The 16,820-nt window shown below is 57.6% G+C and carries 4 protein-coding genes; 3 read left to right on the top strand and 1 reads right to left on the bottom strand.

The window, feature by feature from the left end; genetic code table 11:
• The first annotated feature begins 284 nt into the window (after nucleotides 1-284).
• A complete protein-coding gene (locus ACYZT3_RS16395) occupies nucleotides 285-1,823 on the top strand; it encodes a J domain-containing protein (RefSeq protein ID WP_462030299.1) in 1,539 nt (512 codons plus the stop codon).
• 212 nt (nucleotides 1,824-2,035) lie between these two features.
• Here ACYZT3_RS16395 and ACYZT3_RS16390 read toward each other — a convergent pair whose 3' ends face one another.
• Nucleotides 2,036-10,705: a GH36-type glycosyl hydrolase domain-containing protein gene (locus tag ACYZT3_RS16390; protein WP_462030298.1), complete on the bottom strand. Its 8,670-nt coding sequence runs from the start codon at nucleotides 10,703-10,705 to the stop codon at nucleotides 2,036-2,038.
• A 589-nt stretch (nucleotides 10,706-11,294) separates the two neighbouring features.
• Between ACYZT3_RS16390 and ACYZT3_RS16385 the strand changes: the two genes are divergently transcribed.
• Nucleotides 11,295-15,845, top strand: coding sequence for a PAS domain-containing hybrid sensor histidine kinase/response regulator (locus tag ACYZT3_RS16385; RefSeq protein WP_462030297.1), 4,551 nt, complete (start codon nucleotides 11,295-11,297; stop codon nucleotides 15,843-15,845).
• Complete coding sequence (locus tag ACYZT3_RS16380) at nucleotides 15,845-16,795, top strand: PleD family two-component system response regulator (protein WP_282375896.1); 951 nt, start codon at nucleotides 15,845-15,847, stop codon at nucleotides 16,793-16,795. Before ACYZT3_RS16385 ends, ACYZT3_RS16380 begins: the two co-directional genes overlap by 1 nt.
• The last annotated feature ends 25 nt before the right edge of the window (nucleotides 16,796-16,820 follow it).

Below are 16,820 nucleotides of genomic sequence, written 5' to 3'. Positions count from 1 at the left end.
CGCCATCTGAGCCGAGGTTTACGACTGGCACTGTCGTGACGTTATGACCACGGGTTGCCTTGATCCTACTCAAGCCCGAAGGGCTCGCTGGGTCAATCGCGTAGTTGGTGCGAAGGTCAGACAGGGATGTCCACCGCTAAGCGTGTGCGCCACTTCCTCATTGGCAGACTGCGCAGAATTGGGCTTATGGCACGGGAATAGAATTTGCTATTCTGAATAGTGGCGTATTGCCCTAGAGTTAGCCTGTTCTGTTGTTGCAAGCGAAGTCCGAAACCTTGTAAACGTTGAAAAACGTTACCACTCGAAAGGCTGAGATTTTAGCCGAACGCAATAGATGGTTAGATCAGGCACGCAAGCAGCATGAGAATAAGATAGGGACGAGAGCTATGGGGAGTAGAGATCCGAAAGGCTACTATGCCATTCTCAGGGTAGATAACGACGCTGATGGCGCGTTGATCAAAGCCGCCTATCGTCGTCGGGCAATGGAACTACATCCTGATCGGAGCGCGTCAGCAGGCGCGACCAGCCAATTTCAGCACCTCAATGAAGCCTACGCCGTACTCTCCGAACCAGAGTCTCGAGCCGAATATGACACGATGTCGGTCGACGCAGCCGAGGAGGTCTGCGCCGAAGCTTTCGAGGCGCCCAAGCCAATCGTCTGCTCATGTTGCGGCAAAGTCTCTGCCCAGCCTCGTTACGTGATTTTCTTAAAAGCCAAGAGCTTCCTGGTTTTCACAGTACGCTCAATGACCCAAGGGGTTTTTTGCAGCCCTTGTGCCGAAAAAAAGGCACTTCAGGCCACCGCGATTACCTGGGCCTTGGGGTGGTGGGGTTTTCCGTGGGGCCCGATCTATTCCATCCAGGCCCTATGGGTCAATATGCTCGGAGGCAAGCGACCGGTGTTGCCTAACGCGCGATTGGCTGCCCATCAGGCCCGTTTTTTCGCCGCCACAGGCCGCCCCGATATGGCGCGCGCAGTTGCCTTGGATGCGCTTAGCTTGGCGCAAAAAATTCCTCGCAAGAAAAAGTCCGACGGTAGTTACGTCGATGACGAAGGGGCCAAGTTACGCGCACACATTGAAGCGTTTTTAGACGCGCCCAGCGGCAGTAGTGTCCGCCTTAGGAACGCGTGGAAACTCACGCAGCGTCGGTTTTTTGTGCAATTAGGGGTAGTCGCTGTAATTGCCGCTGGCATCTCCTCAGTGATACTGAACGCGCAGACGAACACTTATGCTCCGCCGCGAGGCCCTACGCTATACGTAGCTGAAGCTATGGCGAATGTCGACCACGGCAAGCAGACTTCAACCGCCGGGATACCTTCTCCGAATGCGGCGGGGACAAGCTCAACGCGCCAACCTGTGGCTCAGGCGTACTCGACGAACGCTGGCACTCCGGTCGTCAAACAAGCCTGGGTCAGGCCACCGAAAGCACCAAACGGGCAACCTTGGCCGAGATTGGCCTCTTATTTGAAGGGGTTCCCTCAAACCAACGCTAAGGGGCATTCGACCGTCACCATCGACAACGGCAAGAACAATTCGGACGTCTTTGTAAAGCTAGTATCCCTAGACGGAAATCACGACAAGCCGGCCCGCTTCGTGTTCATTCCTGCACACGGACGCTTTACGGTCAAAGCAGTTACACCTGGTGGTTATGATGTGCGCTATAGGGATCTAGTTTCCGGCAGTCTGTCACGCTCTGAACAGTTCACGCTTGAAGAAAAAAAGACTTCTCGAGGTACGCAATACAGTCACCTCACGCTGACGCTGTATAAAGTCAAAAACGGCACTATGACCACCTTTAATCTTGCCGAAGATGAATTCTGATTATCGGGTGTCCGACACTATACATTTGACCTGTTCGATTTGGGGTAGATCACTCCGGTGCCATAACAGGGAGTGCGGCAAGTCGATAGTTCTGTCGTGACCTAAATGCATCGAACATATAACGCCACCGTTCAGAGAATGACTTTGTCCCTCAGACTAGTCCAAAGCAGGGGCTCTGTGCGCTACGCTCAGAACCCCTGTTACAACGGTCGTTAAGAAGTTGATGTGACGCGCCCCTCATTAACTGCCGCAGATTTCGGGCAGGTCACCAAAATACGGTGTTCTATCCCATCGTCCAGCAATCCTAACGTCGCATCGTTGAGTAGCTTGCCATCCAGACTGAGGGTGTGTGTTGCGTCTTCGTTTTGGCGCACCTCGATGTGGTAGAGGGTTGCGCCGAACCAATAGTGGAGGGTGAAACCCGGCCAATCGGCTGGCAGCACCGGTTCAATGCGCAGCGAGTTGGCGCAGCGTGTCAGCCCCAGCAGTGATTCGACGATCAGGCGATACATCCAGCCCGCCGATCCGGTGTACCAGGTCCATCCGCCGCGTCCTGTGTGGGGCGCAACCCCGTAGACGTCGGCGGCCATCACGTAAGGCTCAACCTTGTACGTTTCGATTTGTGCAGCGCTGCGACGGCTGACGGGATTGATCATGCGCAGCAGCTCCCACGCCTTGTGGCTGTCGCCGAGACGGGCGAAGGCCATACTTGCCCAGACAGCAGCGTGCGTGTATTGGCCACCGTTTTCGCGTACACCAGGGACGTAGCCTTTGATGTAGCCGGGATCCAGTGCACCCTTGTCGAACGGCGGGTCCAGTAATAACACCACGCCGGTATCGCGCCGGACCAAGTGCAGATCCAGTGAATCCATGGCCGTTCGGCGCCGTACCTGCGATGCAGCCCCGCTGAGCACCGACCAGCTTTGCGCTATGGAGTCGATACGACATTCCTCGTTACTCGCAGAGCCCAATACCTGGCCGTCGTCGAAGTAAGCGCGGCGGTACCAAGCGCCATCCCAACCGTGATTTTCCAGGCTCACACGCAAGGTTGCCGCCTGGTCGGTACAACGCTGGGCGAAGACCCTATCGCCTTCCAGCTGCGCAGTACTGGCGAATTGCAGCAGCACCTCGTAGCCGAAGAAGCCAAGCCAGACGCTCTCACCAAGGCCTTGCTCGCCAACTCGATTCATTCCGTCATTCCAGTCCCCGCCCCCCATCAACGGCAGCCCATGGGATCCGCGCTTGAGGCCATGCTCAATGGCGCGCACGCAATGTTGGTAGAGGCTTTCCTGGAGTTGCGAAGTGCCGGGCAGATCGTAGTAGGAGTCTTCGCCAGCATTCAGTGCGCGTCCCTCGATATAACCCACCACTTCGCTCAGTACACTACGATCACCGGTGATGGACACGTAGCGGCTGGTTGCCAGGGGTAACCAAAGAAAGTCGTCGGAACAGCCCGTTCGCACACCCCGACTTTGCGGTGGATGCCACCAGTGTTGTACGTCGCCTTCGGGGTACTGATGCGCGGCGCAGAGCAGCAGGTGGCGGCGCGCGGCAGCCGGGTCGGCATGGATCATTGCCATGCTGTCCTGCAATTGATCACGAAAGCCAATGGCTCCGCCGGATTGGTAATAGCCGCTACGCGCCCAGAAGCGGCACGCGATGACCTGATACATCAGCCAGCCGTTGACGAGCACATCGATGGCTGGATCGGGCGTCTGAATTTGTATGGCCCCCAAGGTCGTGCGCCAATGCAAGCGCACAGCGTCCAGTTCACCTGCCGTGGCCTTGGCGCCGCGGTACTTTTGCACCAGGTGGGTGGCTGATTTGGCGTCCTGCCCGGCGCCGAGACGGAACACCACGTCCTGGCTTTCGCCGTCCGCCAGTTCCAGTGCGACCTGCATCGCTGCGCACGGGTCGAAACCACCACCACACCGTCCGGACAGTCGGGCACGAGACAGTGCTGCAGGCGTTTGCAGGGTTCCGTTGCGACCCATAAATTCGGCACGATCACCGCTAAAACTGCGCCCCGTCGAGTCCGTGTCGAGAAAGGCGATGCGCCCGGAGAACTCGATCGAAAAGGCGTTGCGCGCGAATAGCGCGCCACTGAATGGGTCCACCTCCGTGACCACATGCATGGCCGACTTGCTCCGCAAATCCCCCAGTACCCACTCCACATAGCACGTTGCCGACAAACGTCGTGGCCGGCCGCTGGTATTGCGAATTTTCAGGCGCGAGAATTTGATCGGTGCATCCAGCGCCACATAGACCCACAACTCGGTATGGATGCCGTCCTCTTCATACTCGAATACGCTGTAGCCGAAACCATGGCGAGTACGGTAAAGGCCACTACCTGGGCAGGGTTGTGGGGTCGGCGACCAGAAGTGGCCGGTATCTTCGTCGCGCAGGTACAACGCCTCACCGCTGGGGTCAGAGATTGGGTCGTTATGCCAAGGGGTGAGACGATATTCGTGAGCATTCTCGCTCCAGGTGTAAGCGGCGCCGCTTTCGGAAATCACCGTGCCGAAGTGCGCATTGGCCAGCACATTGGCCCAAGGCGCGGGTGTGGGTTGGCCTGGTCGCAGGGTCACTACGTATTCATTACCGTCCGGGCTGAAGCCACCGTAGGGATTGCTCAATATCAAGGCAGGGTCGGTTTGTGCGGCACAAACCACAGGTGGTTGTTCCACTCGTACAAGACTCGGTTCGAGCCTGGGGAGCAGAGGGTCCGCGCGGCGCCGATGGACCTGATCGGCCAGGCTGCCGTGGCCGTCATTGAGTACCAGGCGGGCCACCGATAGCATCAGTGTCCGGTCCTCGCCCGACAACTGTTGTGCCTGGCGCACAAAAATCCCGCCAGGACGGTCGACCAGGCTCGCTTCACTGCCCGAGGTAACCAGTCCCATAATCAGGTCTTGCAGTTGCTGGCGATAGCCGGCCTGATCCTCGTTCCAGATCACCAGATCGACCGACAGGCCCTTCTGACGCCAATAGGCATGAGCTTTGACCACCTGCTGCACAAACTCGATGTTAGCCAGATCGCTGATCTGCAGCAGCACGATGGGCAAGTCACCCGATATCGCTTGACCCCAGAGGCTGGACTGGTTACGCCGGTTGGCCACCAGTACGCTGCTCTCGGCCCGTAATGCAGCGTTGGCGTAGATGATCGACGCGGCCATTTGCTCGAACAGACGGGCGTCGCTCAATGAAGCGTTGAGCTGGCGCAGCAGCACCTGGCTATGGGTCCAGGCCAAGTCAAAGACGCGATCGGCCAGATGACGGTCGCGGTACTTGTCGATCAGGTGCAGGCAGTTGTCACGGCTGTCGGCAAGGCCGGTCACCAGGTCGATGGTCGCCGTCTGACCGGGGTCCAGGGTGATGCGACAACGTATCGCTACAATCGGATCAAGTACCGGGCCGGCGGTTCCTGATAAATGTTCGACCTCATCGTCCATTGCCGCCGGGGCCACGACACTGCGCCCACGGCCGATAAAGCGCGCACGGTCGGTCTCGTAGGAGAGCGCATCGACATGTACACCATGCGCTGCCAGCAAATGACACATCCAGGGCACTGTTTCCTGGCTGGAGCGTGGCCGACGCGTGCAGATGATTGCCTGCAGCGGGTGCAACAGCTCGGTCTGCACGAACAGATTGCTAAAGGCTGGGTGCATCGCATCGCTGATGGCCGAAGCCAGCACTACCTCGGCGTAGCTGGTGAGTTCAATACTGCGGCGCGCTTGCGCGCGGTTGGTGATGTGCAAGCGGCGCAACTCGATGTCGTCCTCCGGTGATACGACGATTTCGGTATGCGTGTCGAAGTCTTGCTCACGCACACGGAATTCGGCACGGGCATCAGTGAAGATGGCTTCGTAGCTTTCCGAATGGCGCAACGTCGGTTGGTGCGCAGCGGACCAGAACGTGCCGCTTGCAACATCGCGCAGGTAACAAAACATACCCCAGTTGTCGCAGGTGAAGTCTTCATGCCAACGGGTGACAGCAATCTCGTTGCTGCGGCTGTAACCTGAGCCGGCACTGCTGACCATCACATGGTAGCGGCCGTTGGAGAGCAACTGCACCGCAGGGCGTTTGCGGTCAGGATCGGAAAAGACTCGCAGCTTGGTTTCATGTATTCGTGATGCCCGGTCCGCAGCCGGCGCGCTCGCGGCGTGCAGGTACTGTGCGGCGGTCTTCGGCACACGCTCCTGCAACAGCAGGGTGGTCGCCTGGAATTGCGGGTCGGATTCGAAACGTCGCTGCATCGGACGGTCAAGTAGCAGGAAAGTCAGCGCGAGCAGGCTCATGCCCTGGTGATGCGCCATAAAGGAATAGACGACTGCGCAACGCTGCCCGCGTTGCAAGCGCGCCGCGGTGAAATCCACGGCTTCATACAGGCCGTAGCGCCCGGCCAGGCCCAGCGCGGCCAGTCGCTGCAGGTTCCGGCACGAGGCCTCGGGGGCCACCATCAGCGCCAGGGCGCTGGCATAGGGGGCGACAACGGTGTCTTCGCCAAGGCCTCGCTTGAGACCCAGGCCTGGTACACCGAATGCGCGATACTGGTAGTTGAAGTGAGCATCCTGAATGTTGTAACCCGACTCGGAAACCCCCCAGGGAATGCCCAACTGATTGCCGTACTCTATCTGCAAGGCGACCGCCGCGCGGCAGGTCTGGTCGAGCAGGGTACCTTCGTAGTTGGGCATTACCAGCATGGGCATCAGGTACTCGAACATCGAGCCAGTCCATGACAACAGCACGGGTATGCCGCCGCTGCTGGTGAGCAGTCTTCCAAGGCTAAACCAGCCTTCTTGAGGTAACTGACCTTGAGCGATAACCACATAGTTGGTCAGTCGCGCCTCCGAGGCCAGCAAGTCGTAGTAACCCGTATCCAGCTTGTGCTCGCTGGCGTTATAGCCAATAGCGAAAAGATTGCGCCGGGAATCATAGAGAAAAGTGAAGTCCATGTTCGCCATGGTGTCGGCCAGATTGGCCAGGCGGGTGACCGAGGCAATGCGCTGCACAGCCAGGCGCTGCGCGGACGTCACTTGAGCCTGCTGAGCCGGCAACCAGCGAGCGACATCGATTTGCGCCAATTGGCGCCAGCTGAGTGCCAACGGCTCTGTCCTGTCGATGGCGGGCGGCAGTCTAAAGCGCAGCAGCTCGGCCTGCAGATCCTGACATTGCGCGCACAATGCCTTGAGCCAGAAAGCGGCCTCACCGACCGTCGCCAAGCCGCTGAGGGCAGTGGGTGCATTCATGCGCTCCAGCAAGGTCAGGAGCGTCTCGGGGGCGTCGTCAGGGTTCGAAACAATCCGGGCCTGCGCCCCGAGCGCTTCGTCTTGCAGGGTTCGTACCTCGGCGTCGTCCAGGCCCGCGGCGAGTAGGGTGTCTTGCAGCACATTCAGGGTGTCGATCAGCCCATTGACCACCCGCAGATCAAACAGTGGCGCATCAATCAGGTCTAACAGCCCTGGGCGCAAGGTCAATAGCAGCCCTGCCAGATTCCCGCTATCTACCGTCGATACGTAGAGCGGTGGCAAGGGCTTGAGCGTCAAGGTGTCATACCAGTTGTAGAAGTGCCGGCGGTAGCTCTCCAGGCCGGCCATACTGGACAAGGACTGATCGAGGCGCTCCAGTAGCCGCTCGCCACTCAGATAGCCAAAATCGTGCGCGGCCAGATGGGACAGCAGCGCCATGCCCATATTGGTCGGCGATGTACGGTGTGCAATGGCAAGGTGGGGCTGCTCCTGGATGTTGTCAGGGGGTAGCCAGTTGTCGGCCGGACCGACGTATTGATCGAAGAACGCCCAGGTTTTTCGCGCCAGAGAGCGCAGGAAGCGCAGCTCCTGCGCTGAAGGATTGAACTTCGCCCGGGGGGAAGGCCGGCTGAGCCACCAAGCGACAGCCGGGCTCGTCAGCCACAGCAGCAAAAATGGTCCGGCCAAGGCGAGCACGTTCGGAGTGGGTAGTAACAGTACAAAAAGGACCGTCGTCAGCAATGGGGCTATCCACATTGTGCGGTACAGCTCGGATAGCGTGTTGCTGTCGCTGCGTTCCACTTCCCGTGAAGGGTTCCACTGCAACAGACGACGCTTGCTGATCAGCATGCGCCACAGCGTACGGCCGATTGCATCCAGGCTGTATAACGCTTCGAACGGCAACCAGACCAGAGGAAGGACCGCCCGCATAAAGTGTTGGCTGGAGGTGCCCAGGGCCGCGGTCAAATGCTGCTCGATCGGAACGTCGACGGTTTTGTGCATGAGCTCGTGCAAGGCGCTCGACAGCGGTGGGATCAGTACCAGGATAAGCACCGCGAAGGTCCACGAACGAGGCTCCATTGCTCCAAGCCAGCCCCACAGCAACATTATCAGGAAAGCGCTCGGCTCCAGACTGCGCCGAAGATTGTCAAAAATTTTCCAGCGCGCCACGGCGCAAAGACGATTGCGCTCCAGCCCTCCACCTGCCTTGGGCGTCCAGGGCATGACCCAAGGCAGCAACTGCCAGTCCCCGCGAATCCAGCGATGCCGGCGCTTGACGTCGGCGCTGTAACGGGCGGGGTATTCTTCAAACAGTTGCACGTCGCTGAGTAACCCCGAGCGGGCATAACAACCCTCGATCAGGTCGTGGCTCAGGATGCGGTTCTCCGGGAAACATCCTTCCAGGGCGTGCTCGAAAGCATCCACGGCGTAGATGCCTTTGCCAATGAATGAACCTTGCTGGAAAAGATCCTGATAGACGTCCGAAACAGCGCGGGTGTAAGGATCGACGCCTGCATCGTTTCCGAACAGCCGGGCATAGGAAGAGCGTGCAGTGCTCGGCAGGCTGATGCCCACTCGCGGTTGCAAAATCGCATAACCGCTGCTGATATGGCCCTTGTGCGGGTCGAACACGGGGTGGTTGAGCGGGTGCTCCATCGCGCCGATGCATCGCTGTGCAACATCACGCGGTAATTGAGTATCAGTGTCGAGGGCGATCACGTAACGAACGGCAGTCAGTGCCTGGATATTGCCCACGATCAGTGAAAAGTACTCCTGGCCCCGGCCTCGCAGCAGGGCATTGAGCTCGGCGAGTTTGCCGCGTTTGCGCTCATAGCCCATCCAGGTCTGCTCGGCCTCGTTCCAGCGTCTTGGTCGATGCAACAGGAAAAAGCGGTCATTGTGTGGGTCGGGGTATTTCTGATTTAACCCTTCAATCAACCGCCGTGCCAGCAACATCAGGCTCGCATCCTGCTCCAGCTCCTGGGTGGGGGCGTCCATGAAATCGGTGAGCAGGGCGAAGTGCAGATTGGCATCCCGATTGGCCAGGAAGCGTACTTCCAGGCCTTCGACCAACTCTTCGACATCCACGCAATGGGCTATCAGGGTGGGAATGACCACCAACGTGCGCGCTTGCAGCGCGATACCCTGGCTGTAATCCAGCCGGGGAACAAAGCTGGGGGGCAGGGTGAGAGTGATCAGCCAATTGACCAGCCCGATGGCCAGGCGGCTGGACATCAGCAGCGTGGGTATCGCGAGCAATACCAGCAGGTATCCAGGCCTTGCGTCGCGATAAACGGCCTCAAGGAAAGGCCAGGCGAACAGCGTTGACAGGATCATCACCAGACCCAAGTAGAAGGTCAGCGGTACGCGAAGCAGCAGGCGTGGCCATTGCTCGCCCAAGGGCACTCGAGCGGCGATTCGATGCTCGAGCTGATTGAGTCCGGGGCCCACCAGGTAGTAACCCACATGTCCAGCCACATCACCCTCGGGCGGAGGCCTTATCCGGGTATCGGCCAGGGCGATGGCCGCTTGCGCGACGCTATTTTCAGCCTGGTCACAATTCCTGGCCAAGCGTTCGACCACATGCCGATAGTGATCTCGGGTCGCGAAATCCATACGCGCGTAGATCCCTGCCGGGTCTGTGCGCAACACTTGCTCGACGTGGCTCAGGTGTTCGACGAACTCCTGCCAGTCGATGGCCGACAGCAGACGCAAGCTGGCGATACTGTTGCTGATGGACACCTGATCGGCGGCTTGCTGCTGGGCATCCACCTGCACCAGGCGCTCGATGTTGAGTCCTGACTCGCTGAGCATCTGCTCGATCCAGGCCAATGGCAGTATCAGCGCGGCACTTTGCCCTTGTAGCCGTCGCGCCAGTTCAGCGACGAATGATGAGGTCATCGGCGGCTCCGAGCGCGCCATGTCAGCGACCGTCAGGACCACGCTTTTGGCATCGCGCTCGGCGGTTTCGATCAAGTGATCGGCCCAGTCATTGGCCAGGTTGCGGTCATCCCAGTTAGCCATGACTCGCGAAGCTACTCGCCGCAGATTCTCGATCAGAGCCAGGCGTAGCATGATCGGAATCGCCCACAATTCGCCGAGTGTGAGTGGTGTTATCGTCTGATAGAACACTACAAAACGGCTCAGACTCTCCTCATCGACCCTGCCGTCGCCATGTGAAATGGTCTCCAGAGCGATGTCGTAGACCCGTGGCAATCCTGCCGACGGGCCATCGGCCAATTGCGGCAACTCACGGCTGTAGCCTCGGGGCAGGTGAGACTTGGCGGTGCGGATTTGTTCTTCGACCAGGTAATAGTTGTCCAATAACCATTCCGCTGCCGGTGTTGCACGCCGGGCGGACAACGGTGCCGCAGTGAGCGCCTTGCAGCTACTGGCTAGCGTCGTCTCGTTGTCGGCCAAGCGCGCCAGCAGCGAGTCTTTCGTCGTGCGGCTGCTAATACGGTGCTGTTGGGCGAGTAGCGTTCCATGGCTGGCCATCTGTTCGGCGCTGAACAACTCCGAGCGCAGCAGTGATTCGTACTCGAATTTACGACGTGATTCGCTCCACTGGCGATAGTAAATGGCAGGCAGACGCCAGAACCGGAAGAAGACGTGGGTCCAATGACTGTCCATGTTTCCTTGCATGACACGCCCTCGACGAATGGAGTGATGAGGGTGGGAGTACTCCCGACGCAGTTCTTGACCTGATGGCTGCGTCACGAGCACCTTGCAGCGCACCACTACGGCTGGCTTGGAGTCTGCCAAAGGAGCTGATCTATGTTTGTATGCCTAGCGAGCATAGCTGCGTCAGCGGCTGATCGGAATTTTATGTCCACCCTGACTTATGAGCACCGATAACCTTCGGACTTATTCAGGATGGGCTAAGGGCTGCAGGACTAATGGAGAGCCTGAAGCGGACCTCGAAAGACTTCAACGATGGGCGGGCCTGGCCTGAGCGCATTCGGGGACACCGACAGGGCATCTCACCGCAGAAAAGCCGGGCGAGGATTTTTTGTTTTTAAATACAAGGGATTTGCGAGGGCCGAAGGAATGTGCGACAAGACGTTTATCTATATTTCCGTCCTGTTCCCTTTACTCAAATATGCACATTTTTATCCACGGGGTTCATGGTTAATGTGATGCATACGAACTAAGTTACAGACGCTCTCAACAGGGTTCAAACTTTAATATTGAAGGCTTGAAGGTCTTCTGCAATGGGACAATGCGGGTGAGAAAACATAAGTTTTTTGCATTGAGTTGGGGCGTAGCTATCACTCTGGTGGTGGGGTTAGGGGCAAGCATTCTGGGTGGCTGGATCCTCGAACGCATCAACGAGCAGCAGGCCCAAGAGGCGATCGCCGCGGCTACCGAAGAAGCGGCAGAGCTGGTTATAACTCGCCTCGATCTTTACCAATACGGATTGCGTGGCGCTCGTGGAGCGGTGCTGACAGCGGGTGAGCATGGCATCAGTCGCGAAGTTTTTGGTCAATATCACCAAACGCGCGACCTCGCTGCCGAGTTCCCCGGCGCAAGTGCTTTGGGCTTTATCAGGCGAGTATCGGAGCGCGATGAACGCGAGTTTCTCAAATACGCTCGGGCCGATGGCAAAGCCGATTTCTCCATTCGTCAATTCTCACCTCATTCAGGCGAGCGTTACGTTGTCCAGTATGTCGAACCGGCTGAGGGTAACCAGGCTGCAATTGGCTTGGACATAGCGTCGGAAACTGCGCGGCGAGAGGCTGCCCTATCCTCGATACAAAGCGGTGTGGCACGGATAACCGGGCCCATCACTTTGATACAGAGTACAGCGAAACCGCAGCAGTCTTTCCTGGTGTTGATGCCTATCTTTCGCGGCGGTGTGACTCCGGCGACCGCTGCTGAACGAGAGGCCGCAGCTTTTGGCTGGAGCTATGTCGTGTTGCGGACAGAGGAGGTACTCAGAGACCTGTGCATAGAAAACGAGACGGTGCATCTGCGATTAAGGGATATCACTGTCCCTGGGCAAGAGAAGCTGTTTTATGAAAGCACCGACGATTCGGCCAGCCGTGAAACGCTGATGAACCATCAGGTGGAGCGCGAGGTATACGGGAGGCGATGGCAAATCGAACTCGGCGCGCATCCGTTGTTCATCCAGCGCCTGCATCAGGTTTCACCAACAGTCGTCCTGTTGATGGGTGGTTTGCTCACGCTTCTACTGGCTACTCTGGCGGGTGTCGTGAGTGTCAGCCGTCAACGCCGGCGGCAGATATTGGCCGAACAGGCAAGGCTGGCCGCCATCGTCGAAAGCTCGGCCGATGGCATTATTGGAAAAACACTCGATGGCATCGTCACCAACTGGAACAAGGGGGCCGAGCACCTTTTTGGCTATACCGCCGAGGAGGCTGTTGGCCAGACGCTGGTCAGTCTGGTTGTTCCTGAGGAGTTTGTAGCTGAAGAAGCCCATATCCTTGCGCGCATAAGGGCCGGGGAGAGTATCACTGGCTTTGATACCCAGCGCCGCCGTAAAGATGGCCGGCTGATCGATATCTCCGCCAGCATCTCACCCATTAATGGCGAGGGTGGTCGCGTGGTTGGAGTCTCCAAGACGTTAAGGGATATCTCGGCGAAAAAAGTAGCAGAAGCCCGAATTCTTGAACTCAATTCAAACCTGGAGGAGCAGGTTGCGCAGCGAACTTCCGAGTTGCGGCATCTCAATCTATTGTTAGGCACCGTGCTGCGCTCGGCCACTGAGGTCTCAATCATTGCGACGGATCTCGATGGCGTTATCCGTGTGTTCAACAAAGGCGCCGAGCATTTGTTGGGCTATCACGCCGATGAGTTGCTGGGTCAGCGCACACCTGAATCGATACATGTGCCAGCGGAAATCGCTGCTCGTAGCGTTGAACTGAGCGAGGAGTACGCTCAGGCAATCGATGGTTTCCGTGTGTTTACCTATAAACCTGAGCTTGAAGGTGCAGAAACCCGGGAGTGGACTTACATACGTAAGGATGGCTCGCGGCTTCCTGTCACGCTGGTGGTCACCTCCATGCGTGATGATGACGGGGAATTGAGCGGCTATCTAGGCATCGCTGTGGACATCACCGAACGCAAAGCGGCGGAAAGGGAGCTGGCTGCGAGCCTGGAGACGACGCAGAAACAACGTAGTGAACTGATGGCGGTGCACGACCAGTTAGTGATGGCTGCTGAGGTAGCCGAACTGGGCATCTGGTCCTGGACGTTGGCCGACAATGCCTTGCAGTGGAATGACCGCATGTTCGAGTTCTACGGTCAGCCACTGACGTTGCGCAATAATGGTCTGGGTTATCAGCACTGGTATTCGCGAGTTCACCCCGACGATGCGGTGGCAGCGGCTGAAAAGCTGAGTGCCGCAGTCGAGGGGAGGGGTGTGTACGACACCATTTTCCGTGTCGTTCGCCCGGACGGCCAGATCCGCTTCATACAGGCAGGCGCGCAGGTCGAACGCAGTCCGAGCGGTGCGGCTTTGCGTGTGACGGGTATCAATCGGGACATCACCTCCCAGCGCGAGCTGGAGTCAAATCTGCTGTATGCCAAGGAACAGGCCGATACCGCGAGTGCGGCCAAATCTTCGTTCCTGGCCAACATGAGCCACGAAATACGCACGCCGATGAACGCCGTGCTGGGCATGTTGCAGTTAGTGCAGAACACTGACCTGAATGGTCGCCAACTCGACTATGTGACCAAAGCACAGTCTGCTGCGAAATCACTGCTGGGGTTGCTCAATGACATCCTTGATTACTCCAAGATTGAGGCCGGCAAGCTGCAACTCGATGTGCACCCATTCGAACTCGAATCGCTCATGCGTGACCTCTCCGTTGTGCTGGCCGGCAACCAGGGCCAGAAAGAAGTCGAGGTCATGTTCGACCTGGACTCCAATCTACCCAACGACCTGATAGGCGATAGCCTGCGGCTGCAACAGGTGCTGATCAACCTGGCGGGTAACGCCCTCAAGTTCACCATGGAAGGCCAGATCGTGGTCAGCGTCGAGCAACTGATGCGCACGGAAAACACTGTGAGCTTGCGCATCGCCATTTCTGATACAGGTATCGGTATCAGCCCGGAGCAACTTCAGCGCATTTTTGAAGGATTCACTCAGGCCGAGGCTTCAACCACCCGTCGCTTTGGCGGCACCGGTCTGGGCTTGGTGATCTGTAAGCGGTTGGTCAGCTTGATGGGCGGTGAACTTCAGGTGGAGAGCCAGCAGGGGATGGGAAGTCGCTTCTGGTTCGATATCACTCTGGATGTAGCGCCGAAATCGCTGCTGAGTTCTGACAGTCCTGGAGTCGATGTGTCCATACGGATACTGGTCGTCGACGACAACGCCATGGCGGGTGAATTGCTGTTGCGAACCGTTCATGCATTAGGGTGGGAGGCCGACCACGTGAGTGGTGGCACGCAAGCAGTGGAATGGGTGAAAACCGCCCAGGCGAGAGGCGAAGCCTACGACGTGGTACTGATGGACTGGCGGATGTCCGATATGGATGGGCTGAGCGCTGCGCAATTGATCCATCAGCAGGGCAACGGCGTACCGCCTCCAATGATCATTATGATTACCGCTTACGGCCGTGAAGTGTTGGCCGACGCAAGCGAGATGGGAGACGCTCCCTTCGTGGGGTTTCTCACCAAGCCTGTCACGCCCAAGCAGTTAGCCGACGCTGTTCAGCGAGCACTCAACGGTAATGGCCTTGCGCAGTCACTCCCATCCAAGTCAACTGTTGACAGGCCGCAGCGCCTGGCTGGGCTGCGGCTATTGGTGGTGGAAGACAACATGCTTAATCGGCAGGTTGCCGATGAGTTACTGACAGGAGAAGGTGCTCAAGTGACGCTGGCTGAAGGTGGTCTGGAAGGTGTGAGCAGGGTGATGGCTGAGAAGGTGCCCTTCGACGCCGTGTTGATGGATATCCAGATGCCGGATATTGATGGCTTGGAGGCGACCCGTCGCATTCGATCGAATCCACGTTTTGCAGCGCTGCCGATCGTGGCGATGACCGCAAATGCCTCCAATACCGACCGTGAGGCCTGTCTTGCTGCGGGGATGAATGAGCATGTCGGCAAGCCCATAGATCTGGAACAACTCGTCGCAACATTGCTTTTTCAAGTGGGCCTTGAGGATCGCCAGGCATCTCCAGGCTCGGGCCAAGCCAATACAGGAGAAGGCGTGATCGAGTCTCGTGCATCGATCATTGATCGTTTTGGAGGTGACCTCGATTTAATCCGCAACGTGCTGCGTAACTTTGGCCCCGAGCTAGAAAAACTGCTTGGCCGGTTGCACGATCAGATCCAGCGGCAAGACGTATCTGGGGCAGCTTTTGTGCTCCATACAATTAAAGGTAGCAGCGGCACCATGGGTGCCAAGGCGCTCTCGCTGCTGGCCGGCGACTTGGAGCACACACTAAAACACGGCGATGCAGAGTCTGTAGCGCGCATTTTTGCTGACGCAACATGGTTTGATGAATTGAGCAGGTTACTGCAACAAAGCCTTGAGCAGATGAATGTCGACTTTGGTCAGAGCCCGATCGCAAAGGTCTGTGTTGACTCCGAATTGATGGCGCTCACGCAATGGCGAGAATCCCTTGAGGAGATTTTGCTGTTGCTGGAAGCGGGCAACCTTCAAGCTATAGCGCTGGCAGACGCATTGGCGTCAAGAACGCCGCAATCCCTGCGCCCACAGTTCGACGAACTGGTTGTCATGGTGCAGTCGCTAAACTTTTCCGCTGCGATGCCGATGGGTCGTGAACTGTTGAGATTTGCCTGATGGAACAATCGATGGAAACCTGGTTACCACACCCCCATAACCGTCCAAAACTCCTCATTGTCGACGACCAGCCGATTAATATCCGGGTACTCCATGAGTTGTTTCGTGAGGACTGTGATGTGTTCATGGCGACCAGCGGTGAGCAGGCGATCGCGGTATGCCAGACCCAACTACCCGATCTGATTCTGCTGGACGTGGTTATGGAGGGCGTGGACGGGCATGAAGTATGCCGTCGACTCAAGGCTGACCCTGCGACCCAGGACATCCCCATCATCTTCATTACCGCACAGCAGCAGGAGTCGGATGAGGTACTGGGTCTGGAACTTGGCGCGGTCGACTTCATCAGCAAACCCATCAATCCAATCATTGTTAGAGCCCGTGTGCGAACACACCTGACCCTGAAACTACAGAACGATCTGCTGCGTTCCATGGCATTAATGGATGGCCTTACGGGAGTGGCTAATCGACGCAAATTCGATGAGGACATATTGGCGGATTGGCGCCAGTGCTTTCGAGAGCAAAAGCCGCTGTCGCTCATTATGGTGGATGTTGACTTTTTCAAACGCTACAACGACCAATATGGTCACCAGGCTGGAGATGGCTGCTTGAGATCTGTTGCCCAAGCGTTATCTGAAACGGTTAGACGCCCCTACGACTTGGTCGCTCGGTATGGTGGCGAAGAGTTTGCCTGCATCCTACCCAATACAGGTCTTTGCGGAGCGGTCCAACTTGCAGAAAAAATGCAAGAGCATATCCGGGCGCTGGGTATTGAGCATTCTGCTTCTGATGTAGATCGTGTGGTGACTCTTTCTATAGGCGTCGCCACATTGACGCCCACTGACGACTTTGAATTCCAGGCGTTGATAGAAGCTGCGGACAAGCAACTTTACTTGGCGAAGAAAACTGGCAGGGCCAGGGTATGTTCATCCTTTAGCGATGAATATCTTTAATCCTGCTTCTGTAAATAGCTCGGTT

The sequence above is a fragment of the Pseudomonas sp. MDT1-16 genome, assembly GCF_054898115.1.
This window is presented reverse-complemented; position numbering and strand designations above follow the sequence as displayed.